This window comes from Kitasatospora sp. NPDC059599, from assembly GCF_042735125.1.
In the GTDB taxonomy this organism is placed as follows: domain Bacteria; phylum Actinomycetota; class Actinomycetes; order Streptomycetales; family Streptomycetaceae; genus Kitasatospora.
The window spans coordinates 68,271-92,463 of sequence record NZ_JBHWCL010000016.1 but is presented as its reverse complement, the minus strand read 5'-3'; the positions used below and the strand labels follow the sequence as shown (position 1 = coordinate 92,463).

15 protein-coding genes are annotated in these 24,193 nt (G+C 74.3%); 10 read left to right on the top strand and 5 right to left on the bottom strand.

Annotated features, from left to right (window positions below; genetic code table 11):
* Nucleotides 1–90 precede the first annotated feature (90 nt).
* The 10 genes from ACFV04_RS08990 to ACFV04_RS08945 all read left to right on the top strand — a co-directional run bounded on the left by ACFV04_RS08990 (nucleotide 91) and on the right by ACFV04_RS08945 (nucleotide 14,307).
* Nucleotides 91–705 carry a TetR/AcrR family transcriptional regulator gene (locus ACFV04_RS08990; RefSeq protein ID WP_380527808.1) on the top strand — a complete coding sequence of 205 codons (615 nt, stop codon included), beginning with the start codon at nucleotides 91–93 and terminating at the stop codon, nucleotides 703–705.
* A gap of 223 nt (nucleotides 706–928) precedes the next feature.
* The gene (aroA, locus tag ACFV04_RS08985; protein ID WP_380527806.1) at nucleotides 929–2,176 is read left to right on the top strand and encodes a 3-phosphoshikimate 1-carboxyvinyltransferase; all 1,248 of its coding nucleotides are present in this window, start codon (nucleotides 929–931) and stop codon (nucleotides 2,174–2,176) included.
* A gap of 148 nt (nucleotides 2,177–2,324) precedes the next feature.
* A complete protein-coding gene (locus ACFV04_RS08980) occupies nucleotides 2,325–3,377 on the top strand; it encodes an RNA ligase family protein (protein WP_380527804.1) in 1,053 nt (350 codons plus the stop codon).
* 14 nt (nucleotides 3,378–3,391) lie between these two features.
* The gene (locus ACFV04_RS08975; RefSeq protein WP_380527802.1) at nucleotides 3,392–6,784 is read left to right on the top strand and encodes a tetratricopeptide repeat protein; all 3,393 of its coding nucleotides are present in this window, start codon (nucleotides 3,392–3,394) and stop codon (nucleotides 6,782–6,784) included.
* A 167-nt stretch (nucleotides 6,785–6,951) separates the two neighbouring features.
* On the top strand, nucleotides 6,952–7,374 hold the full coding sequence (locus ACFV04_RS08970) for a YciI family protein (protein WP_380527800.1): 423 nt from the start codon (nucleotides 6,952–6,954) through the stop codon (nucleotides 7,372–7,374).
* Complete coding sequence (locus ACFV04_RS08965; RefSeq protein ID WP_380527798.1) at nucleotides 7,371–8,633, top strand: RNA polymerase sigma factor; 1,263 nt, start codon at nucleotides 7,371–7,373, stop codon at nucleotides 8,631–8,633. The genes ACFV04_RS08970 and ACFV04_RS08965 overlap by 4 nt, the downstream gene beginning before the upstream one ends.
* Nucleotides 8,634–9,419: 786 nt before the next feature.
* Nucleotides 9,420–10,472, top strand: a complete 1,053-nt coding sequence (locus ACFV04_RS08960; RefSeq protein WP_360262417.1) for an alpha/beta hydrolase — start codon at nucleotides 9,420–9,422, stop codon at nucleotides 10,470–10,472.
* Between the two features lie 419 nt (nucleotides 10,473–10,891).
* The gene (locus tag ACFV04_RS08955) at nucleotides 10,892–11,827 is read left to right on the top strand and encodes a diiron oxygenase (RefSeq protein ID WP_380338910.1); all 936 of its coding nucleotides are present in this window, start codon (nucleotides 10,892–10,894) and stop codon (nucleotides 11,825–11,827) included.
* Nucleotides 11,828–11,894: 67 nt separating this feature from the next.
* A complete protein-coding gene (locus ACFV04_RS08950) occupies nucleotides 11,895–13,568 on the top strand; it encodes an FAD-dependent oxidoreductase (RefSeq protein WP_380527794.1) in 1,674 nt (557 codons plus the stop codon).
* A gap of 418 nt (nucleotides 13,569–13,986) precedes the next feature.
* Nucleotides 13,987–14,307 carry a hypothetical protein gene (locus ACFV04_RS08945; RefSeq protein ID WP_380527792.1) on the top strand — a complete coding sequence of 107 codons (321 nt, stop codon included), beginning with the start codon at nucleotides 13,987–13,989 and terminating at the stop codon, nucleotides 14,305–14,307.
* Here ACFV04_RS08945 and ACFV04_RS08940 read toward each other — a convergent pair.
* The 5 genes from ACFV04_RS08940 to ACFV04_RS08920 all read right to left on the bottom strand — a co-directional run bounded on the left by ACFV04_RS08940 (nucleotide 14,280) and on the right by ACFV04_RS08920 (nucleotide 24,175).
* Nucleotides 14,280–15,257, bottom strand: a complete 978-nt coding sequence (locus ACFV04_RS08940) for an aromatic ring-hydroxylating dioxygenase subunit alpha (RefSeq protein ID WP_380527790.1) — start codon at nucleotides 15,255–15,257, stop codon at nucleotides 14,280–14,282. The two genes, ACFV04_RS08945 and ACFV04_RS08940, sit on opposite strands and share 28 nt — an antisense overlap.
* Entirely contained in the window at nucleotides 15,254–16,108 is an 855-nt protein-coding gene (locus tag ACFV04_RS08935) for a methyltransferase domain-containing protein (protein WP_380338922.1), read from the bottom strand. Before ACFV04_RS08935 ends, ACFV04_RS08940 begins: the two co-directional genes overlap by 4 nt.
* 191 nt (nucleotides 16,109–16,299) lie before the next feature.
* Entirely contained in the window at nucleotides 16,300–21,084 is a 4,785-nt protein-coding gene (locus ACFV04_RS08930; RefSeq protein WP_380527788.1) for a DNA repair ATPase, read from the bottom strand.
* A 151-nt stretch (nucleotides 21,085–21,235) separates the two neighbouring features.
* Entirely contained in the window at nucleotides 21,236–23,266 is a 2,031-nt protein-coding gene (locus tag ACFV04_RS08925; RefSeq protein ID WP_380338927.1) for a flotillin family protein, read from the bottom strand.
* 108 nt (nucleotides 23,267–23,374) lie between these two features.
* Nucleotides 23,375–24,175, bottom strand: a complete 801-nt coding sequence (locus ACFV04_RS08920; RefSeq protein WP_380338929.1) for a hypothetical protein — start codon at nucleotides 24,173–24,175, stop codon at nucleotides 23,375–23,377.
* Nucleotides 24,176–24,193 lie beyond the last annotated feature (18 nt).

Sequence of the window (24,193 nt, the reverse complement as noted above, 5' to 3'; positions counted from 1 at the left end):
TTCCGATGCGATCGCATCGGAACCATAGCCCGGGAGGCGATACGCTTGCATCGAAATAACGTGGGGAGCGGGACGGCGAGGAGACCGGACATGCCGAAGCAGGTCGACCACGAGGGCCGGCGCCGGCGGATCGCCGACGCCGTCTGCCTGCTGGTGGACGAACACGGCCTGGAAGGCGTCACCCTGCGGGACGTCGCCACCCGCGCCGACGTGTCGATGGGAGCCGTCCAACGCTGCTTCCGCACCAAGGAGGAGATGCTGCGGTTCGCCCTCGCGCACATCGGCGAGCGGGTCACCGATCGGGTGCGGAGCCGCCTGGCGGCCGGCCCGATGCCATCGGCCGCCGGTGAACCCGGCCCGGTGCCGTCGGCCGCCGACGAACTCGCCCTGGTCGCCGGGGAAGTGGCACTGCTGCGCGAGGAACACCGGGCCGAGGCCAGGATCTGGCTGGCCTTCGTCGCCGGGGCCGCCGTCAACCCGGAACTCGCCCGGACACTGCGGAGCAGCTACGCGGGGCTGGAGGACCTCGTGGCGCGCCTGGTCGCGGAGGCCTCCGGAGGGACGCCGGCCGGGCGGGTCGAAGCCCGCACGCTGCTGGCCCTCGCGGACGGGCTCACCGCGCACGTGCTGATCGGGCACCTGACGGAGGCGGAGGCGGAGGAGGTCCTGCAGGTGCACCTGGCCGGGCTCTGGGGGCGCTGCTGAGCCGACGGGGGCACGGCCGGCGGCCGGGGTACGGCCGGGGAGCCGGGCGCGCGTCCGCCGGTCCGTTGTCGGTCGGGCCGCTGCGGTGTCGGCCGCTGCGGTGCCGTCCGTCCCCGTCCGGTCCGTTGCCGTCCGGTCCGTGGAAGGTCCGGAACGGAACGGGGCCCTTGCGGCAGGATCGGGGCCGACGCCGCTGGACACACCTGTGTTGGGAGAACCTGCCGTGACTGCCGTCGAGATCCCGGGGTCCAAGTCCATCACCGCCCGGGCGCTGTTCCTGGCCGCCGCCGCCGACGGCGTGACCACCCTGCACCGGCCGCTGGCCTCGGACGACACCGAGGGCTTCGCCCAGGGGCTGGAGGCGCTCGGGTACGGGGTCGAGCAGGCGGCGGACCGGTGGCGGATCACGGGCCGGCCGGCCGGGCCCGCCGTGGCGAACGCCGAGGTGTACTGCCGGGACGGCGCCACCACCGCGCGCTTCCTGCCCGCGCTCGCCGCCGCCGGTCACGGCACCTACCGCTTCGACGCCTCCGCCCAGATGCGCCGCCGCCCGGTCGCCCCGCTGACCCGGGCGCTGCGCGAACTCGGCGTGGACCTGCGGCACGAGGAGGCCGAAGGCCACCACCCGCTCACCGTCGTCGCCGCCGGCGTCCGGGGCGGTGCACTCACCCTGGACGCCGGGGAGTCCTCGCAGTACCTGACCGCCCTGCTGCTGCTCGGCCCGCTCACCCGCGACGGGCTGCGGATCACCGTCACCCGGCTGGTCTCGGCCCCGTACGTCGGCATCACCCTGGCGATGATGCGGGAGTTCGGGGTCGAGGTGACGCGGGAGCTCACGTCGGACGGCGAGGTGTTCGAGGTGCCGCCCGGCGGCTACCGGGCGACCGGGTACGCCGTCGAACCGGACGCCTCCACCGCGAGCTACTTCTTCGCCGCCGCGGCCGTCGCCGGCCGGGAGGTCACCGTCCCCGGCCTCGGCCGGGACGCCCTCCAGGGCGACCTGCGCTTCGTGGAGGTGCTGCGGCGGATGGGCGTCCGGGCGGACGTCGGGAGCGACCGCACGACGGTGACGGGAGACGGCACGCTGTCCGGGACCACCGTCACCATGCGGGACATCTCCGACACCATGCCCACCCTCGCGGCGATCGCGCCCTTCGCCTCCGGGCCGGTGCGGATCGAGGACGTCCACAACACCCGGGTCAAGGAGTGCGACCGGCTGGAGGCCTGCGCCGCCAACCTGCGGGCGATGGGCGTCACCGTGGCGACCGGGGACGACTGGATCGAGATCCACCCCGGCACCCCGCGCCCGGTCGAGATCGCCACCCACGGCGACCACCGGATCGTGATGTCCTTCGCCGTCACCTCGCTGCGCACGCCGGGGATCACCTTCGACGACCCGGGGTGCGTGCGGAAGACCTTCCCGGGGTTCCACGAGGCGTTCGCGCGGCTGCGGGCGGACTGGGCGCTCTGACGGGAGCCCGGCCCGCACCCGCCGGAGGCCCACGGGCGGTGGCGCGCACGGGCGGTGGCGCGCACGGGCGGCGGCGGGGCCACGCCGGGGCGGGTGGCGCCGGGAATCCGGTTGCCGCCCGGCGGGCCGGCCGGTGAGGATCGAGTCCGTGTCCGAGACGACGGCGTTCGACGGGTCCGAGCTGCGGCCCTATCCCAAGATCCCCGCGCGCGGCCGCCCCGGCGGGCCCGGCAGCCGCGAGTGGACCGCCGCGGAGAAGGTGCACGGCGCGCACTTCGCGGTGGTCTGCGAGGGCGACTCCGTACGGCCCGCGAAACGGCGCGAACTGCTGGACGACGAGGGGCTGGACGGCTTCTTCGGCGTGAGCCGGATCTGGCCCGGACTCGCCGTCGCCGCCGCCCGGTTCGCCGCCGAGGTGCGCGGGGCGTGGGGCCCCGCCGCAGTGGTGACCGTCTACGGCGAGCTGGCCGGCGGCCACTACCCGCACCCCGACGTGCCCGCCACCGCCGGGACCGGCCCTGAGGGGACCGGCCCGGTGCAGACCGGCGTCTGCTACGACCCGGGCCTGCGCTGGCTGCCCTTCGACGCCACCGTCCTGACGCCCGAAGGCCGTTGGTGGATCGCCGACCGCGCCCTGCGTACGGCCGCGGACGCCGCCGGGCTCACCTGCGTTCCGCTCCTCGGGCACGGCACGCTGAACTCCCTGCAGGACCTGCCGGTGCTGTTCCCGACCCGGGTGCCGGCCCTGTTCGGGCTGCCCGAACTGGCGGACAACCACGCGGAGGGCTACGTCCTCAAACCGGCCGGGCAGTGGCAGGACACGGGCGCGGCCGGGGCAGCGGCCCGTCCACTGGTGAAGGTCAAGCAACCGGCCTTCGCCGAGGACGAGCGCTACGGCGGCGCCCGCCCGTACCTGCCCCCGCCCGAGGGCGCGGCCGGGGTGCCGGCCTGGCTGCTGGTCCAGGCGTCGGCACTGCTCACCCCGGCCCGTGCGGCGGCCGCGGTGAGCAAGCTGGGACCGCGGGCCGGCGGCGACGCGGTCGCGGCGGAGATCACCCACGACGTGACGGACGAACTCGCCGAGGCTCTGGGCGGGTTGGACACTCCGGCGCTGACCGCATTGCGCCTGGCCCTGGAGCCCGCAGCACGTACGCTGGCGTCGTTCGACGCGCAGGATCGGCGCGGACGGCGCAACTCCTGACCGTGGGGAGCGGAATGGCTCAGACGAGGAAGCGGTTGTCGCGCACGGAGGCGCTACGACGGCGTTCCGGGGCGCAGTTCGTCGGTCGGCGCGCCCAGTTGGCCCTCTTCGCGGAGAACCTGCGCAAGGACCCCGACCCGGAGGCCACCGACGACCCGGCCGACTTCCTTTTCCACGTGCGTGGTGTCGGGGGCGTCGGCAAGTCCGCGCTGATCTCCGAATGGCGCGAGGCGGCTCAGCGATCCGGGGCGCTGACGGCGGTGGTGGACGAGAACGACGTCCGCGGCGTGGAAACCACTCTGGGTGCGCTTGCCAAACAACTGGCCGAACAAGTTGGCCCGTTGAAGGATTTCGATCGCGCTCTCGACCAGTTCCGGCGGGCGTCGCAGGCCACCGCCGACCACGTGCCGGAACAGCCTGTCGGCGGCGGGGCCGCCTCGTTGCCGTCCCGGATGGTGACGCAGGCTGCCTTCGGGGCCGCGTCGATGCTGCCGGGTGCGGGCGTCGTCGCGGCCATCGCCAACCCCGACAACGTCGCCCTCGGCGCGGACCGCCTCATCGCGGGCATGCGCCAACGACGACGCAGTCACGACGGCGAGGAAGCGGCGCTCAGCCGGGCGTTCGTCGCGGAGCTGACGAAGCTGTGCGGACGGGGCGGGCGGTGGGTCGTCCTGTTCCTGGACACCTGGGAGCTGACCGGTCAGTACCTCGACGGATGGCTGCGCGATCTTCTCGACGGTGCCTACGGCGAGGTCCCGCTCGACGTCGTGGTGGTCCTGGCCGGCCGCGAGGAGCTGAGCGAACGGGACTGGGGCGCGCTGCGTCCGGCCGTGGTGGACGTCCCACTGGACGTCTTCACCGAGCAGGAGACCCGTGAACTCCTCGCAGCCCGGGGCGTCACCGCCTCTGACGTCGTCGAGGCCGTGACGGGCATGTCGATGCGACTGCCGCTCCTGGTCGCGCTGTTGGCCCAGACCGACCTACAAGCCGTCGACGACGTCGCGGAGGCGGGCGCCGACCTCACCGACCACGCGGTCCGGCGCTTCCTCCAGTGGATCCCGGAGCCAGAACGTCGCGAAACCGTCCTGGCGGCGGCGCTGCCCCTCCAGCTCAACCACGATCTGTTCACCTGTGCGGTGCCGCAGGCCGCAGGGGACGCCTGGGACTGGCTGCTGAACCAGCCCTTCGTGTCCGGCCGGGGTTCCTACCGGCAGTACCACGCCGTGGTCCGGGCGAGCATGCTGCGCCGCCAGCGGATGCACTCGCCCGTGCAGTGGTCCGCGGCGCACGGGCGACTGGTACAGCACTTCTCCGCTGCCCGGGAGGCGGTGGAGCGGCAACTGCCCCGGTGGCGGTACAGGGGGGACGAACGGTGGCGTCGGCACGCGTTGAACGAGACGTACCACGGACTGTGCGCGGACGCGCCGGCGAACCTGACACAGGCACTGGAACATCTCGCCAGGATCGTCGGCGACGCACCCACGGATCTGGCGGCATGGAGCACCATGCTCACGCGTGCGGCGCAGGACAGCGGCGACGTGGAGCTGGCGGAGTGGGCCTCACGCCTGGGTGATGCCGCAGAAGCCGAGCAGCCGGAGCTGGAAGCGCTCACCGCGCTCTGTGGTCCGCAATCGCCTCCACAGGTACGCGCCTGGGCGCTCGCACACCGGGGCGATCGCTACTTCGCGCTGGACCGGTACGAGGAATCCACCGCAGATCTCGACCGCGCGGTCGCGCTCTCGCCCGGGTTGCCCGAGGCACGCGCGTTCCGCGGCCGCAACCACGCGATGAACAACCGTACGGAGCAAGCCCTGGCCGACCTCGACGTCGCTCTCGGGATCGACCCCGTGTACCCGTGGGCGCTGGGATATCGCGGTGTCGCGCAGATCGTCGCGGGCCGACCCGGCGAGGCGGTGCCGGACTTCGACGCGGCTCTTGCACTGGACCCGGAGATGACCTGGATCCTCTGGTTCCGGGGGCAGGCCAACGGGTTGGTGGGGCAGTGGGACCGAGCGGTGTCCGACTTGACCGAAGCCCACCGACTGACCCCCGGCGCCGGCTGGCTGCTGGCGCGCAGGGGTGAGGTCCATCTCTCGGCAGGCAGGCCGGACGAGGCACTGGCCGACTTCACGGCGAGCCTGGAGCTGGATCCGGGAGACGCCTGGGCGCTCGCAACCCGCGGGGACATCCACCGCTCGGCGGGGCGCCCGGACGAGGCGGTCGCCGACTTCAGCGCCGCTCTGGCACTGGACCCCGAGTTGACATGGCTGCTGGGGTTCCGAGGGCAGGCCCACTGGTCGGCGGGGCGCCCGGACGAAGCGATGGCCGATTTCGATGCGGCCCTGGAGCAGGATCCGCGCCGTCTGCCCTGGGTGTTCGAGCTCAGGGGACAGGCTCATCGTTCCGCGGGGCGCCCGGACGAGGCGGTCGCCGACTTCAGCGCCGCCCTGGCATCGGAGCCCGGGGCCGGACGGCTCTTCGCCCAGCGAGGTGAAGCCCACCGGCTGGCAGGGCGGTTGGACCAGGCGGTGGCAGACCTGTCGGCAGCCGTCGCACTGAACTCCCGCGACGGATGGGCGCTCGCCCAGCGCGGTGAGGTCCACCGGTTGTCAGGCCGGTACGACGAAGCCTTGGCGGACCTCACCGCCGCGTGCGACACCGATCCCGCGAACGCATGGACATTGACCACGCGTGCCATGGCGTACGTGGAATCGGGCCGGTTCGATGAGGCAGTGGCTGACTACGGCACGGTCATCGACAGGTGTCCCGACCACAGCAGGGGAGCACTTGTGACTCGGGGTGATACTCACCGGATGGCGGGTCGGCTGCACGAAGCGGTGACGGACCTCACCGCCGCCCTGGCGCTGGATCCCCGGGACAAGCTGGCGCGCGGGTGCCTGGGACAGACCCAAGGGCTGCTGGGCAGGTTCGACGAGGCGGCCGCGAACCTCTCGGAGGCCGTCGACGACACACCGGCGAGCCTGTGGATGTCGTGCGCACTGATCGCGGTTCACCGCCGGAACGGGAGGCTCCAGGACGCACGGGCCGCCCTCCACCGCGCTGCACGGGTGGACCCCGAGGACGTCGGCCTGCTGGCGGAATCGGCCCTGCTGCAGTTGACGGAGAACGGACGGGCGGCGTCCCTCGCCGCCTGGAACGAATACCGGGAGGCCGCGCACGGTTCCGGGAGCGCCGGCGAATCCTCATCGGCAGAGCTGCTTCACGGATTGGTCGCCGGGGACACCGCTCCGGACGCCCTGGTCGGAGAGTTCCTCGCCGAGCCCGGCGTCAGCGTGGTGCTGGTCGATGTCCGAGCGACGGTGGAGGAACTGGCCCGGGCGGAACTCCCCGTCGGACCGCGGGCCGAGGCTGCGTCGCGGCTGCTCGGGACGCCCGTCGTACCGTGACCACCGGCACCTCCCGAGTGGGTGCCGTGGGTGCCGTGGGTGCTGCGGGGGCGCGGACGGATTCCTCGGAGAAGAGTCCCGGCCGATGTCGAGGGACCGCTCCGTGGTTCCGACCGAGAGGTGACAGCGCGCCACAGGGGCGCGCGGGACCGGAGGGAACACCCGAGATGAAGTACGTCGCGATGATCTACGGCAACCAGGCCAAGTGGGACTCCTTCCCGGCCGAGGCGTGGCCGGAGGCGATCGCCAAGCAGGAGGCGTTCAACACCAAGTACCGGGAGAGCGGCGAACTGGTCGGCGCGTACGGGCTGGCGGACGCGGCCGCCGCGCAGCTGGTGCGGCGGGCCGAAGGGGTGCCGGTGGTCACCGACGGGCCGTACCTGGAGACCAAGGAGTACCTGGCCAGCTTCTACCTCCTGGACTGCGAGAGTCTGGAGCGGGCACAGCGGATCGCGGCCGACATGCCGTTCGCGGACGTGGAGCCGGTGGAGCTGTGGCCGATCCTGCACGAGTCGCCGGTGAACGACCTCCCGGTGAACGGCCCTTCGGTGAACGGCCCTTCGGTGAACGACCCTTCGGTGAACGGGTGACCGTCGGCGGCGCTCCCGTCGAGGGCCTGCTGCGCGAACTGGCGCCGCAGGTCCTCGGCGTGCTGGTGCGACGGCACAGCGGGGCGTTCGACGCGTGCGAGGACGCCGTGCAGGAGGCGCTGCTGGCCGCCGCGCTGCAGTGGCCGACGGAGGGGGTGCCGGCCAATCCGCGCGGCTGGCTGGTGACCGTCGCCGACCGTCGGCTGATCGACCGGGTGCGCAGCGAGTCGGCACGCCGCCGCCGGGAGGAGGCACTGGCGCTGGCCACACCGCAGGCGGCACTGCTCGCCCCGGCCGCCGACGCCCCCGACCCGGCGGCGGACGACTCGCTCGCGCTGCTGTTCCTCTGCTGCCACCCGGCGCTGTCCGTGCCGAGCCGGATCGCGCTCACCCTGCGCGCCGTCGGCGGCCTGACCACCGCCCAGATCGCCGCCGCGTTCCTGGTGCCCGAAGCCACCATGGCGCAGCGGATCAGCCGGGCCAAGCAGACGCTTCGGACGGCGGGCGGACGGCTGGCGCTCTCGGAGGGGGAGAGCGGCGCCGCGCGGCTGGGCGAGGTCCGGCAGGTGCTGTACCTGATCTTCAACGAGGGGTACACGGCCAGCGGCGGTGAGGAGTTGACCGCCCCGCGGCTCGCCGCCGAGGCGATCCGGCTGACCCGGCTGCTGCTGCGCCTCACCCCGGGCGACGCCGAGACGACGGGACTGCTCGCCCTGATGCTCCTCACCGACGCCCGCCGGCCCGCCCGCACCGGACCGTACGGCGAACTGGTGCCACTGGAGGAACAGGACCGCGGGCGCTGGGACCGCGGACCGCTCGGCGAAGGGCTGCAGCTGATCGACGCCGCGCTCCCGGGCGGGCAGCCCGGGCCCTACCAGGTACAGGCGGCGATCGCCGCAGTGCACAGCGAGGCGGCGACCGCCGAGGACACCGACTGGCCGCAGATCCTGGCGCTCTACGACCTGCTGCTGCGCTTCGACGCCAACCCGATGGCCGCCCTCGGCCGGGCCGTCGCGGTGGCGATGGTCCACGGCCCGTCGGCCGGGCTCGCCCTGCTCGACGAGTTGGCCGCCGACCGGCGCCTCGCCCGTCACCACCGCCTCCTCGCCGTCCGCGCACACCTGCTCGACCGCCTCGGCACCGACCCGTCCGCTACCGCCCGGACGTACCGCGAGGCTGCCGCCCGCACCTCCAGCGCCCCGGAGCGCCGCTACCTGACAGCCCGGGCCCATCGGGTGGAAGCCGGGTCACATATGTAGGTCGGTCTACTGATTCACGGGTCGGCGGGTGGGGTGCGCGCAGGAAGTCGGCCTGGCCGACTTTTTGCGCGCGGTGTTCGGTGTTCGGTGCCCGGTGCCCGGTGGGTGAGGAGCGGGCGGCGGTGGTGGGGGCGGGATTATGTCGGTCGGTCTACTGATTTGCTGCCGGGCGGGTCGGGAGTGCGCAGGTAGTCGGCCTGGTCGACTTTTCGTGCCCGGAGGGGGATTGTCGGGGCAGGATTATGTAGGTCGGTCTACTGATTCATGGGCCGGCGGGCGGGGTGCGCGTAGGAAGTCGGCCTGGCCGACTTTTCGTGCTCGGTGCTCGGTGCTCGGTTGCTCACTGTTCGGTGTTCGGTGGGTGAGGGGCGGGCGGTGGTGGTGGGGGCGGGATTATGTCGGTCGGTCTACTGATTCGCTGCCGGGCGGGTCTGGGGTGCGCGGGAAGTCGGTGTGGTCGACTTTTCGTGCCCGGAGGGGGATTGTCGGGGCAGGATTATGTCGGTCGGTCTACTGATTCGCTGCCGGGCGGGTCGGGAGTGCGCAGGAAGTCGGCCTGGTCGACTTTTCGCGCAAACCGGTCCCCCTGGTGCCAGGTTCTCGAACGGTAAATGTGTAGACCGGTCTGCATAATTTCTGCCCCGGCCGGCCCTGTGGCGGCCTCGGTGGGGCGAAGTGGTGGGTCGAGGGTGGGTTCAGGGGGCGTCGAGGGGGCTTCCAACTCCGCTGGGACGGCCCCATCATGGGCTCCCGTTCGGGCAGAACCGTCCCCAGGAGGCAGAAGAGATGACGATCCCACTCCCCGTCCGGATCCAGGCCGCCGTCGTCCGGGGCATGTACGCCCTGCCGGAGGGGCTGCGGCGGGCGATCGCGGGCAAGCCGGTGGTGCGGGACGGGCAGACGCTCGCGCTGGACGCGCAGCTGATCCTCAAACTGCAGCGGCAGTCGAAGGCGGCCCTGGTGATGCCGGGCGGGGTCGGGCCCTCGCGGGCCGCGATGGAGTACGCGCGGCACCTGGTGGGCGGGCCGACGCTGGGGTCGGTGGCCGCGCGGGCCGTCGGGATCCCGCAGGAGCACGGGGAGCTGGCGGCGACGCTGTACACGCCGGACGGCCTGGCGGCGGGATCCGGCCTGCTGGTGTACCTGCACGGCGGCGGCTGGGTGGTCGGCAGCCGGTCCAGCCACGACCACGTCGCCCGGTTCCTGGCGCAGCGCGCACACGTGCGGGTGCTGTCGGTGGAGTACCGACTGGCGCCCGAGCACGTGTTCCCGGCGGCGGCCGAGGACGCACTGACCGCGTTCGACTACGCGTACGCCAAGGCGGCCGACCTGGGTGCGGACCCGGAGCGGATCGCGGTCGGTGGGGACAGCGCGGGCGGCAACCTGGCCGCCGTCGCGGCGCAGGAGGCCGTGCGGCGGGGCGGTCCCGCGCCGGTGTTCCAGCTGCTGCTGTACCCGGCGACGGACGCCTCGACCCGTCGCCCCTCGCGCGAGCTGTTCGCCGACGGCTTCTTCCTGACCGACGCCGACATGGACTGGTTCCTGGAGCGGTACGCGCCCGAGCCCGCCGACCGCACCGACCCGCGGCTGTCGCCGCTGCTCGCCGGGGACCTGTCCGGCCTGCCGCCCGCGTACGTCGGCACCGCGGGCTTCGACCCGCTGCGCGACGAGGGCGAGGCGTACGCGCGGGCGCTGCAGGGGGCGGGGGTGGCGGTGCGCTTGAGCCGGCAGCCGGACCTCATCCACGGGTACGCCAACTACATCGGCATCGGCCACCGCTTCCGGGAGGCGATGGCCGAGGCGGCGGAGGCGCTGCGGAAGGCGCTGGGCGCGGCGTAGCGGACAGCCGCAGAGCCGGTCGCTCCGGCGGGACGGCAGGAGGGCAGTCGGAGAGGCTGGCGGTCGGGCAGCCTGGCAGTCGGAGAGCCGGACAGTCGTACAGCGGACCGGTCGTGACGCGGCGGAAGGTGAAGAACCCGGTACGGGTGGAAGGGCGGGACCTCCGGAGGTCCCGCCCTTCGCCGTGCCCGGGTGCCGTCCGTGCGGCGGCGGTGTCCGGGCGCCGTGCCTGGTGCCGCGTCCGGCCGCCGGGGCGCGGGCCGTGCGGTGCGCGCCGTCCCGCTCCGCCCCACCCACACCGTCCCGCCCGGGCAGGTTCGCCGGTGCGCGGGGGGTTCTCGGCGGCGGGCTCTTATTGTACTTTCCGTCTAATAAGCGGGTGAGCGGGAACCCGCAGGGGCAGGCACCAGGAGGCAGCCATGGCTCTCACCGACCCGGTGGCGCGGAGGCGGGGTCACCGTCCGGACGACCGCCACACCACGGCCGACGACGACGTCTCGAAGCGGCTGCTGGAGTCGGCCGCGACCCTCTCCTACGACCCCTCGACCGAGATCGACTGGGACGCCCCGCTCCCCGAGGAGCACTACGGCCTCAATCCGGAGTGGAGCACGCTCTTCGGCACCCGGTTGTGGGACGAGATGACGGAGCGGCAGCGGGTCACGCTGACCCGGCACGAGGTCTGCTCGATCATGAACACCGGCATCTGGTTCGAGATGATCCTCCAGCAGATGGTGCTGCGCGACCAGTACCTCAAGAACCCCGCCAGCGCCGAGTTCCGGTTCGCGCTCACCGAGATCGCCGACGAGTGCCGCCACTCGATCATGTTCGCCCGGGCCTGCGAGAAGATGGGTGTCCCCGCTTACCGCCCGAACAAGGTGATCGCCCAGGCCGGACGCGCGTTCAAGGCGCTCGCCAAGGGTGAACTCGCCTACGGTGGCATCCTGGTGGCCGAAGAGGTGCTCGACGTCATGCAGCGCGACTGGATGCGCGGCGAGAACGTGCTGGAGATCGTCCGCGGGACGTCCCGGATCCACGTGGTCGAGGAGTCGCGGCACATGAAGTTCGCCCGGCAGGAGATCCGCGAGCGGATGCGGCACGCGAGCCCGGCGCGCCGGCGCGCCTCGGCCACCGGCATCGCCGTGGGCGCGTACGTCATCGTCAGCAGCATGGTCCACCCGGGCGTCTACAAGGCCGCCGGCCTCGACGTGCAGCGGGCGCTCGCCGAGGTGCGGGCCAACGAGCACCGCAAGGCGATGATGCGCACCAGCTCCCGGCACCTGATGGCCTTCCTCGCCGAGACCGGGCTGCTCACCGGTCGCTCGGCGGCCGTCTACCGCCGCGTGCACATGCTCTGACGGACAGTCGGGTCACGTCGAGCCCCGCCACCCTTCCCCCACGCGCAGCGAGGACCCCACTCCGGCCATGGCCTACGCGATCACCCAGACCTGCTGCAACGACGCCTCCTGCGTGTCCGTCTGCCCGGTCAACTGCATCCACCCGACCCCGGAGGAGCCGGAGTTCGGCACCACGGACATGCTGTACATCGACCCGCAGGCGTGCATCGACTGCGGCGCCTGCGCGGACGCCTGCCCGGTGGACGCGGTGTTCCCGGTCGACCGGCTGCGCGGCCCGGACACCGTGTTCGGCGACCTCAACCGCGACTGGTTCCGCGACCACCCCAGCGACCACGCCTGGGGTCGGCCCAGCTTTCCGCGCAGCCTGCCGGGCGAGGTCGGTGCGCTGCGGATCGCCGTCGTCGGCACCGGGCCGTCCGCCGGGTACACCGCGCAGGAACTGCTGCGCAGCACCAGCGCCGAGATCACCATGATCGACCGGCTGCCGGTCACCGGTGGACTGCTGCGGCACGGCGTCGCGCCCGACCACCAGTCCACCAAGCGGATCGCGGAGAGCTTCGCGAGCGTCTTCCACGACCCGCGGCTGCGGATGCACCTGAACGTCGAGGTCGGCACGGACGTCACCCACCCGGAACTCGCCGCGCACCACCACGCGGTGGTCTACGCGGTCGGCGCGGCCTCCGACCGCCGGCTCGGCGTGCCCGGCGAGGACCTGCCCGGCAGCCTGCCCGCGACCGCCTTCGTCGGCTGGTACAACGCCGATCCGACCGTGCCGGCCGACGCGGTGGAGCTCTCGGCGGAGCGCGTGGTCGTGGTCGGCAACGGCAACGTGGCCGTGGACGTCGCGCGCATCCTGCTCACCGACCCGGACCGGCTCGCCGCCACCGACATCGCCGACCACGCGCTCGCCGCGCTGCGCCGCAGCCGGGTGCGGGAGGTCGTGCTGCTCGCCCGGCGCGGTCCGGAGCAGGCGGCGTGGACCCGGGCGGAGTTCCTGGCGCTGCGGCAGCTGCCGGGTGTCGAGGTGGTGGTCGAGGACCATCCGCAGGTGCGGGCGGCGATCGAGGCGGCGGCCGCGGACCGGCGGGCCGTGCCGGGCTCGCAGGCCGCCCTGCTCGCCGGTCTGCCGCTGGTCCCGCACGACGGGGCCGCGGCGCCGGGCGCGGGGCGGCGGATCGTGCTGCGGTTCCTGTCGGCGCCGGTCGGGCTGTCCGGGGACGGGCGGGTCGAGGCGCTGGCCGTCGAACGGACCGCGCTCGTGGACGGTGACCGGGCCGAGGGCACCGGTGAGCGGGAGGTGCTGCGGGCCGGACTGGTGGTGCGCTCCATCGGGCACCGCGGCGTGCCGGTGCCGGGGCTGCCGTTCGACGAGCGCACCGGGACGGTCGCGCACCGGGGCGGCCGGATCGTCGACCCGGCGACCGGGCGGCCGCTGCCGGGGGCGTACGTGGTGGGGTGGGCCAAGCGCGGGCCGTCCGGCGGGATCGGCGCCAACCGGGCCTGCGCCCGGGAGACCGTCGACGCGCTGCTGGACGACGCCGTCGCCCGGGCACTGCCCGTTCCGGAGGCGGACCACAAGGACTTCGACCGGCTGGTGCGGCGCCGGCGGCCGGACGCGGTCGGGCTGAAGGAGTTGAGGGCGGTGGACCGGGCCGAGCGGGAGCGGGGCGAAGCCGAGGGGCGGCCCCGGGTGAAGCTCGCTACGGTGCCCGAGCTGCTGGCGGCGGGCCGGCGCCGATAGGCCCTGTCCGGCCGAGGCGGAGGGGCCGTCGAAAGCCCGTCCGGGTCGCGACGGCTGACGGTACGAAGTGCGGTGGTCCACGGGTGACGGCTGGCCCGGGTACGAAGTGCGGTGGTCCACGGACGACGGCTGGCGCGTACGAAGCCTGGTGTCCACGGGCGACGGCTGGCGCGCGTAAGGGCCGCGCGGGACGTCGGCCCGGTGCCGGCTCTCCGCGCGGCGCCGGTGCGGGGCCCCGCCAGGGGTTGATGTGCGGGCCGCCGGGTTGACGCGGCCGTGTCCCGACGTGGGCGGGGTGCGTTGGGTGGGTGTGAGTGGATTTGGGGTGATGCCGGTACCGCGGTGGCGGCCGGCCGAAGAAACGATCCTGCACGGGGTGGAGCCACCCGGGGCACCGCCCGATACGGAGGCTCCCGCTATGGAGGCTCCCGAAGCGCAGGCCGCCGGGGCGGAGGTTCCCGGGGCGGAGGCGCCCATCTACGCCGCGCTGGCCCGGCGGTGGCAGGCGGAGGGTCGGGCCGTCCCCGGACTGCCCGACCCGGTGTGGGAGACCCTGGCCGCGCCCCGCGGCGTGCGTCACCCCGAGGTGACGCGCCCTGCGGCGCCGCACTCGGCCGGGACTCACCCCACCGGGACCTACCCCACCGGGACTCACCCCACCGTGAGCCACCCCACCGGGACTCACCCCACCGGGACCTACTCCACCGTGACCTACTCCACCGGGTTCGCGTCCGGGTAGAACTGCCGGGCCCAGTGGCGGAACAGCCCGATCGAGCGCTCCCCGGGCACGAGCCGCGGCTGCGCCAGGTACCGCTTGTGGGCGAGGACCGGCCGGTCCTGCTTGATGATCCGCACCGAGGCCCGCAGTGCCAGCCAGGACGCCGTCCGGTCGAGCGCCCGCGTCGACCCGCCGCCCGGCACCGGCACCGGCACGCTGCAGGCCACCGCGAACCGCACCCTGGTGCGCCACGGCGCGACCGGCGTCGCCAGGACCCAGACCCGCAGCGTCGCGCCCAGCTCCGGCAGTTCGGCCACCAGTCGCATCATCCCGAGCCCGGCGAGCGTCACCGGCTGCTCCAGGCTGACCGCCCCCAGCCCCGGGAAGCGGGTCGTGGTGCGCTGGTGGACGGTGAACAGCGGCCCGTCCACGTCCGGCGGGGCGGTCTCCCGGGTGTCCAGGCCGTGCAGCACCTTCACGTGCCGGAAGTCGACGCTGTTCTCCATCACCTCCTGCGGGTGTGAGAGCACCTCCCCGCTCCACCAGGCGAGCGGACGCACCCCGACGGCCGGCGGCAGCTCCCACCCCGGCGGCTCGCCGTCCGGGCCCCGCCAGACGAACAGCGCGCCGTCCCGTTCCCGGATCCGGCGCACCGTCAGCGAGGCCCGCAGTCGGGTGCCGTCCGGTGCCCCGGTGCACGAGCCGTCCAGGCCGAAGGCGAAACCGTGGAACGGGCAGACCAGTTCCTCGCCCCGGACCGTGCCGCCCGCCCCGAAGTGCGCGCCCAGGTGCGGGCAGTGCGGCCCGACCGCGCGCACCGCGCCGCCGCGGGTCCGGTACAGCACGACGTCCTCGCCCATCAGCCGGGCCGTCCGCACCCGCCCGGGCGGCAGGTCCCGGGCCCGGCCGACGCAGAACCAGCCGTTCGGGTACGGCAGCGGTGCGCCGGGTCCGTTCGCGGCGGAGGTCACGCCGTCGGCTTGACGGCGGTGTGGACGTACCAGGCGACGTACTCGCGGACGCCGTACATCTCCACCGTGGAGCGGAGGTTGAGCCACTTCGCCGGGTCGCCGCAGCGGCGCAGGACCTCCCACGGCAGCCGGAAGTACGCGTACACCGCCTCCGAGGTGGGCGTGTACCAGGGCGTCGCGTCCAGTGCCTCCTCGACCTCGAACCCGGCCTCGGCGAGCAGTCGGGGCAGGTTGCGGGCGTGGTAGAGCTTGGCGCCCGTCATCGTCATCGCGTCCAGGTAGGGGACGAGCAACGCCGCGGCGTCCGGCTCCAGTTCCTCCAGCGGGACGGTGCTCATCGGGCCGAGGAGTACCAGCCTGCCGCCCGGGCGCAGGACGCGGTGGAGTTCGGCCAGGGCGCGCGGCGGGTCGTAGGAGTGGACGAGCGTCTCCATCGAGTACGCGCCGTCGAACGTGTCGTCGGGGAAGGGGAGTTCGTGGTAGTCGCCCCAGGAGAAGGCGGTCCGGTCGTCCAGCGCGGCGCGGTTGCTGAGCCGACGGGCCTCGGCGAGGTGGAAGTCCAGGACGTCGACCCCGGTCACCACCAGGCCGAAGCGTGCGGCCATCGCCCGCGCCACCACCCCGGCCCCGCACCCGGCGTCCAGCACCCGGGCTCCCACCGGCAGCGCCAGCTTGCGCCCCAGCACGTCCTGCAGCTGCCGCTGCGCCCGCCACAGCCGCCACTTGGACTGCCCGGGTTCCGTCCATCCCCAGTGCCGGGCGTTGCGTGCGACGCGGGTGTAGAACCACCGGCTCCCGGACCGCCCGTACACCCGGCGCAGCCCGGCCAGATCGAGTTGCTGAGCGCCCATGCGGACACGCTAGCGGCGGGTGCGGTCCCGCTCCGGGCGGCGCCACGGGGGTTGCCCCGGCGGGACGTGTTGTGTGGTCGTCTGGTCGTGTGACCGGCCGATCAGCTGACCGCCGCCCCGCCGCCCCGCCGCCCCGCCGCCCCGCCGCCCCGCCGCCCCGCCGCCCCGCCGCCCCGCCGGGCCGCCGGTGGTCAGCGCTCCCGGCCCCGCTCCCGCCAGACGCGCTTCAGCTCCTCCCAGCGCTCCGCCTGCTCCTCCGTCAGGGCTCCCCGCAGCTGCGCCAGCTTCAGCAGCTGCGCCTCGGCGTCGGCGCCCAGCGGCTGGGCCTCGGCGCGGTAGTGGTCGGCGAGGAGGGCGTCCAGCTCGGGCCGGGTGAGGGCGGGGTCGAGGCGCTGGGTGAGCTTGGCCATGTTGCGGTAGGAGCCCTGGAGCAGGAACGGCGGCTCGGTGCGGGTGCGGTCGTCCTGGGCGGCGGAGTCCAGGTAGGCGCGGTTGACGGCCAGGACGGTGGTGCGCAGGTGGAGCAGCCCGGACAGGACAGCGGTCATCCGCTCGACCTCGGCGGCGGGCCAGGCGCCGGCCAGGGTCGTGCCGGTGCCGCCCGGGGCGCCGGCCGCGCGGGCGAGCAGGACCTCCAGGTCGGCGCGTTCGGCGGTGGCGAGCGGGGCCAGGTGGGGGTTGGCGGGCAGGGCGTTCTCGACGAAGCTGAGTGCGAAGAGGTCGTCGCGTCCGGCGACGGCGTCGCCGAGGTTCCACACGTCGGCGCGGTTGGCGAGCATGTCGGGCAGCCGGAAGAGCCGGCCGGACTCGGTGTACGGGTTGGCGGCCATCACGACGGCGAAGCGCTTGCCGCGCAGGTCCCACTCGCGGGCCTCGCCGTCGTGGACGCCGTCGATCCGGCGCTGCGCGTCGCACAGCGGGATGAAACGCTGCAGGAACTCGGGCGAGGTGTGCTGGACGTCGTCCAGGTAGAGCAGCACGTTGTCGCCCGCGTGCAGGGCGAAGTTGAGCTTCTCGACCTCGCGGCGGGAGGTGGCGTCGGGGGCCTCGGCCGGGTCCAGCGAGGTGACCCGGTGGCCGAGCGCCGGGCCGCTGACGGAGACCAGCAGCAGGCCGAGTCGCTCGGCGAGGTACTCGACCAGGGTGGTCTTGCCGTAGCCGGGCGGGGAGACCAGGAGCAGCAGGCCGCTGCGGTCGACCGGCCCGCCGGCGTCGGCCGTGCCGAGCTGCTTGGCGAGGTTGTCGCCGATCAGCGGCAGGTACACCTGGTCGATCAGCCGGTTGCGGACGAAGCCGTTGAGCGGGGCCGGCCGGTACTGGTCGAGCCGCAGCCGGGCGTGCTCGGCGGCCAGCAGTTCTCCGCGCAGCTTCCGGTAGGCCCGGTGGCCGGGCACCTCGACCTCCTCGAACTCCCGTACTCGGGAGAGCAGTTCGTCCAGGCGGAGGTCGAGCGCGCCGCCCGTCAGACGCGGGTGGTCGCCGACCAGCCCGGTCAGCCGGGTGCTCACCGCGCCCTCGGCGGGACGGCGCGGCAGTGCCGGGCAGAGCAGGACGGCGGTGGCCTCGGCGAGGTCGGCCGGGTCGGCGTCGCCGGCGCCCGCCTCCAGCCAGGCGGCGGCGAGCTGGCGCCGTACGGACAGCAGCCCGGGCTCGTCGGGCAGGGCGGCCAGTGCCTCGGTGAGGCCGGCCGACTCGGGGGCGGCGCGGAACTTGTCGAGCAGCGTGGCGGCGCCCGCCGAGTAGGCGAACGCGGGTTTCTCGGCGGCGAGTTCGGCGACCAGGTACGGGCCGGCCGGGCCGTCGGCCTCCGCGCCCGGGACGAAACCCGCGACGGCGGCGGAGAGTTCGGCGGCCAGCGCGTCCAGCGCGGGGACGCCGCCGAAGGCCTGCCGGGCGAGGCCGAGCGAGCGGGCCCGGGTGTGCCAGAGCCGTCGCTGCCGCTCGTCGGCGCCGTACGCCCAGTACAGCTGTGCGGCTGCCCTGGCGCCCGCCGGGTGGCGCAACAGTCCTGCCTCGGCGCCGAGTTCGAGCAGGGCGCGGAGCAGCAGGGCCGCGTCGTGGTCGTGCACTCCGCGCTGGTAGCCCTCGTCGGGCCGCTGTTCGGCGGCCCGCCGGACGTACTCCAGCAGGTCCGCGTCGGCGGTGAGCGAGCCCGGTCCGGCGGTGAGCGAGCCCGGTCCGGCGGTGAACGTGCCCGCTTCGGCGGCCAGCAGCAGGCTCGCGGCGAGGTACTCGGCGCGGTAGAGCTGCGGGGTCTCGGAGGGGAGCGGCCGGTCCCAGTAGCGCGCGGTGGCGGCGAAGGCCGGGTCGGTGACCGGGGAGCGGTAGTCGGTGCCGGTGAGGGTGAAGGCGGGCCGGCCGCGCCAGGGCACGAGGGCGAGTTCGGGCCGCTGGGTGGTCACGGCGAACAGGTGCCGGCCGAGCCGCAGGGTGCCGGGGCCGTCCCCGGCGAGTTCGGCGCGGTCGCGCAGGGCGCGCTGGGCGCGGCCCCGGGCGGCGCGCAGCCGTCCGGTCAGCTCCTCGGCCCGGACCCGGTCGCCGAGCGCGGTCAACTGGCCGGCCAGGTCGCGGAGTTTGACGGCGGTCGGGTCGGCGGCGAGCGCGGCGTCGATCTCGGCGGCGGTGTCCAGGGCGGCCAGGCGCCGGTGCAGGGTGTCGAGGATGCGCGCGGCGGAGGCGGCCAGCCGGTCGGCGCGGCGGGCCCGTTCCTCCAGCAGGTGCTGGCGCCGGCCGGTGAGCGCGTCGTGGATCCCGGTGCGCCGGTCGGCGAGCTGTTCGCCGAGGGCCGGGTCGGCGTCGGCGAAGCGGGTCTCCAACTGCTCGATCCGCAGCAGGAGCCGGCCGAGCTGGTCGTCGCAGGCCTCGGGGGTGTCGGCGGCGGCGAGCGCGGCGGTGGTGGCCTGGGCGAGCAGGGCGGTCTCGGCGGCGAACTCGGCGGCGGCCTCGCGGGTGCGCAGCTCCCGGCGGCGCACGGTGAGCGCGGCCCGGGCCCGGTTGAGCAGCCCGAGGACGTCGGCGAGCCGGTCCAGGATCGCGGTGCGGGTGGTGGCGTCGGCCAGGTCGAGGGTGCCGACCAGCTCCGAGACGGTCTGCAGGGCCTCGCTCTGCCCGGTGAGCCGTTCGGACAGCGGCTCGGCCTCGGTGGCGGTCGCGATGGCGGCGCAGTGCTCGGCCAGTTCGGCGGCCCGCCGCCGGTGCGGCTCGAAGGCCGAGGGTTCGGCGAGCTGGACGACGGCCCGGGCGGCGGCCTCGGCCAGGCCCTCGGCGAGGTGTGCGGCGAGCGCGTCGATCCGCTGCGGGTCGGCGCGCGGCAGGTCGCGCAGCGCCTCGACCCGGCCCTGGGCGCGGCGCAGTCCGGCGAGCCGGTCGACCCACTCGGCGGCGTCGGCGAAGGTCTCGCCGCGGGCGGTGCGCAGCAGGCCCTCGACGTGCTCGGCCGCCTCGTCGGCCTGGCGGGCGGCGTGTGCGGTGAGCTGGGCGGTCGCCTCGTACTCGGCGATGACCTGCCGGGCGGTGTCGCGGATCTCGGCGAGCGGTGCGGCGAGGTCGCCGAGGCCGCTCTGGCCGAGCCAGTGGTGCCGGTCGGTGGTGCGGGTGCAGGCGGCGAGGACGGCCCGGTGGCCGGCCGGGCTGTCGGTGCCGGCCGCGGCCAGCCGGGCGAGCGCCAGGCAGTCGGCCAGGCCGCGGACCAGGTCGGCGTTGCCGATCCGGGCCAACGGCCCTGTGCCGGGCGGCTGGTGGGCGGCGAATCGTTCGCTGGTGAACGGGGTCTGCCAGAGCTGTGCGGGGTGCAGCCGGGTGGGTCCGTCCTCGGCCGGGCGCAGGGCGACGAGGGTGCCGTCGGCGAGCAGCGCGTAGCCCTGGCAGGGCAGTGGTGCGGCGGCCTCCTGGCGGACGCTGTTGTACGGCTGCAGCAGGGCGCGGCCGTCGGTGGGGGAGCGGAACTCGTACAGCACGTCCTCGCCGTTGGGCGAGACGACGGTGCGCTCGTACGCCAGGCCGTCCACCGGCTGGTCGAAGGTGCGCACGGTGCCGTCGACCAGGTGGCAGCCGCCGGGGAAGGCCACGCCCTGGTCGGCGGGCAGCCGCAGGCAGGCCTGGCCGAGCGCGTCGATCCGGGTGACCGTGCCGGTCGGCAGGTGCACCACCAGGTGCCGGACGGTCTCCTCCTGGTACGGGCGCACGCGCACCAGCAGCAGGGTGCCGAGCCGGGCGTGGGCGACCTGCGCGTCGGCGAGGGTCTGCAGGGCTTCGGCCAGTGGTTCGCGGTGCAGTTCCCGGCCGTCCGGGGCGGTGAGGGTCAACCGGCCGCCGTCGACGCCGAGGTGGAGTTCGCCGGCCAGGTCGGCGCGGGGCGGGCGGCCGGGGCCGGCCGGCAGCTGGTCGTCGCGGGTCAGCGCCGTCCAGGGGAGCTGCTGCCCGTCGGCGGGAGTGTGGTCGCGCTCGCCGCGCCCGTCCAGGTAGGCGGGCCGGGCGTCGTCGGCGCCGTCGTCGAGGCGCCAGCGCAGCACCCGGACGTCGGTGGGGGCCGGGCCGGTGCGGAAGACGGCGAGCAGCCGCCCCTCCACCGGGCGCAGCCGCTCCAGCCGGGCGTCGCGGAAGTAGCGGCGCAGGTCGGCGAGGTCCTGGCGCAGCCGCGGGTCGTCCAGCAGGGTGCCCTCGGCGGGGGCGGGGGAGAGGTCGGGGCCGTGGAGGCCGAGGACGTCGGCGAAGTCGCCGGCGCCGTCCTCGACTTCGGTCGGGCGGGTGCCGAGCAGCAGCAGCCCGCCGGCGGCGGTGAGGTCCTGCGGGAGGCAGGCCCGGGCGGTGGTGAGCCGCCCGGTGCCGGTCAGCCGCAGCTCCCCGCCGCCGAACTCCTCGACCCGGCGGGCGTTCAACGCCGTCGCGCGGTCGGCGAGTTCGGCGGCGGACCGGGCGAGCCGGTCGCGCAGGACCTCGTAGGTGCCGGCGTCGAGCCGGGCGTCGAGGGCGTCCACGGTCAGTTCCTCAGGTACTCGGCGGATCGTTGCTCGGAGTGGTGTTGCCCGGGGCGGCTCCGTCCGGAGCGGCGTCGCCCCGAGCCGGGCTGCCCGGGGCGACGCCGTCCGCAGTGGTGCCGCTGGGAGCGGCGTCGCCCGGGTCCGTACGCTACTTGGAGCCGTTCACCGGGGCGAGGCCACCGGCCAGCGACCCGATCGGGGTCTCGGCGACGCCCAGCTTCCGCGCCGAGTCCAGCAGTTGGCGCAGCTGCCCGGACTGCTCGCCGGCGCCCGAGCCGATCAGCTTCATCAGCAGCGCGGACACCGTCAGGTTCTGCACGTCCGCGGTGGAGACCGACGACAGCACCCGGGTGAGGTCCTCGGTGAAGCTGGCCCGTCCGTCCAGCCAGGGGCCGGCCAGGGCCTGCGCGGTCTGCGAGTGGCCGACGAAGGCGTCCACGCTCTTGCCGGCCGTGACCGACTGCACCAGCCGGTCGAAGAACACCGAGTCCCCGCCGACGATGTCGATCTTGGCCTTCTCCAGGCCGGCCGCGACCAGCGCGGCCTGCGCCTCGGCGATCTGCCGCTGGGTGTCCAGCCCGGCCAGCCGGACGTCCTTCTCGGCGGCCAGCCGCAGCCGGTACTCCTCGTGCCCGCGCGAGGCCTCGTCCAGCTTGGCCATCGCCGCGGCCTTCTCGGTCAGGCCCTCGGCCTCGGCCTTCAGCTTGGCACCGACCTCCAGCGCGGCGGCCTTGGCCTTCTCGGCCTGGACGACGGCCTCGGCGAGGCCGACCTTCTCCACCGCCGCGGCCTCCTGCTCCCGCACCTGGACGCGGGCCAAGCCCTCGGCGGCGGCCTCGGCCCGGACGCCCTCGGCCATCCGGATCTTGGCGGCCGCGTCCAGCTCGGCGGCTCGCTGCCGGGCCTCGGCCAGCACCAGCGCCTCGCGGGCCTTGTGCGTGGCGGCCTGTTCGGCGGCTTCGGCGGCCTTGATGTCCTTGACGAGCTTCTCCTGCGCCTCCGCCTCGGCCTGGATGACGACGGACTTGCGGACGCGCTCGGCCTCCTCGGTGGCGCGCAGCGTCTTGACGGCCTCCTCCTGCTCGGCGACGGTGCGGTCCACCGCGACCCGCTCGCGGACCACGTCGGCGACCTCCCGCTTGGCGGACTCGACCTCCTTCACCTTGGCGATCGTGGCGAGTTCGGTCTCCCGCTCGCGGCCGACGACCTCCAGCAGGCGGTCCTTCTCGATCCGCTCGTTCTCCACCGCGATCACCCGCTCGCGGTTCTTCTGCGCCACCGCGACCTCGCGGGCCTGGTTCTCCCGCTGGACCCCGAGCAGCTCCTCGGTGCGCAGGAAGGCGGTCTGCGCGTTGAGCCGCTCCTCCTCCTGCACCCGGGCGATCACCGCGTCCTCCGTGGCGCGCAGGGTCTCGATCTCGCGGCGCTGGCGGATCTCGGCGTCGGCCTGGCGGCGTTCGAGCTCCAGGACGGTCTCCCGGGCGTCGACGTTCTGCCGGGTGATCTCCTTCTCCTCGGTGCGCTGGTACTCGTTGGTGCGCACGTGCTCGATCGCGGTCAGCTCGGTGATCTTGCGGATGCCCTGGGCGTCCAGGATGTTGTCGCCGTCCAGCTGGCTCATCGGGGTCTGTTCCAGGTGGTCGATGGCCGCGTCCTCCAGCGTGAAGCCGTTGAGGTCGGTGCCGATGACCGCGATGATCTGGTCCCGGAACTCGTGCCGGTGGGTGTACAGGTCGGTGAAGTCGAGCTGCTTGCCGACGGTCTTGAGCGCCTCGGCGAACTTGGCGGCGAAGAAGTCCTGGATCGCCTGCGGGTCGCTGGCCCGGCCGGTGCCGATCGACTGCGCGACCTTGACGACGTCCTCGACGGTCTTGTTCACCCGGACGAAGAAGGAGATCCGGATGTCCGCGCGGATGTTGTCGCGGCAGATCAGGCCGTCCCGGCCGGCCCGGTGGATCTCCACCGTCTTGGCGGTGATGTCCATCAGCTCGCCCTTGTGCAGGATCGGCAGGACGATCGTGCCGGTGAAGGTGACGTCCACCTTCTTCGTCCGGGAGACGATGAGTGCCTTGCCCTGCTCGACCTTCTGGAACAGGCGGCCCACGAAGAGCAGCATGGCGAGCACGATGAGCAGCACGACGGCGACGAGTACGCCGAAACCCACGGCGATGGTGTCCATCACGGAGTCCTTTGACGAGATGACGAGATGGTGCGAAGTGGAAAGCGAGCAGAGTGAAGTGACGGATCGTCGGATCCTGGACGGTGTGGCGTGGTGCGGTGCGGAGCCTCAGTCGAGGCCCGGCGGCGACGGGTCGAAGGGCGCCACCAGGAAGTGCTCGCCCTCGGCGTCGTAGTCGAAGATCAGGGCGGTCCGCCCGGCCGTCAGCCCGGGTTCCGGGGTGGCCGTGCGGACCTGGACGGTCGCGCTGGACCCGTCCTCGGCGGCGACCTCGGCCTGTCCGAAGTCGGCCGTCACCCGGCCGGTCCGGATCACGCAGACCCGGCCGACGAAGTCCCCCCGCGTGGTCGGCCGGTCCTGCGGGAAGAGCCGCCTCAGCGGCTTGACGAGCACCCGGGTGCCCGCCCAGGCAGCGACCAGCGCGACGGCGAACACGCCGCCGCGCGCGGGCGCCCCCGAGGTGAGCACGGTGCCGGCCAGGCTGACGAACCAGGCGAGCGCGACCAGCAGCGACACCGCCACCGTCACGGGCACCCCGCCCAGCCCCAGCGCGTCCAGCACGCCCCCGTGGTGGCCGGAGCCCGCCTGGGCGCCCTTGCCGCCGTTCCCCCCGTCGGTGCCGTGCCCGCCGGTGCCGTGCCCGCCGGACGTCCCGTGCGCCACGTGCCCCCCGGCACTGTGCCCCCCGGCACCGTGCCCGACGTGACCCACGTGCCCGACGTGGCCGGCATGGCCGACGTGCCCGGCACCCGGGTGGTGCCCGACGCCGTGTCCCCCGTGCAGGGCGTCGAACCCCAGTCCGCCGAGCAGCATCAGCAGCCAGTACCCGACGACCACCACCAGCGCGAAGCTGAACAGCGCCGTCGGAAAGGCCAGCGCGGCCGCGAAGAATCCCCCCGTCCCGGCCACGCTCCCCCGCCTCCCCCA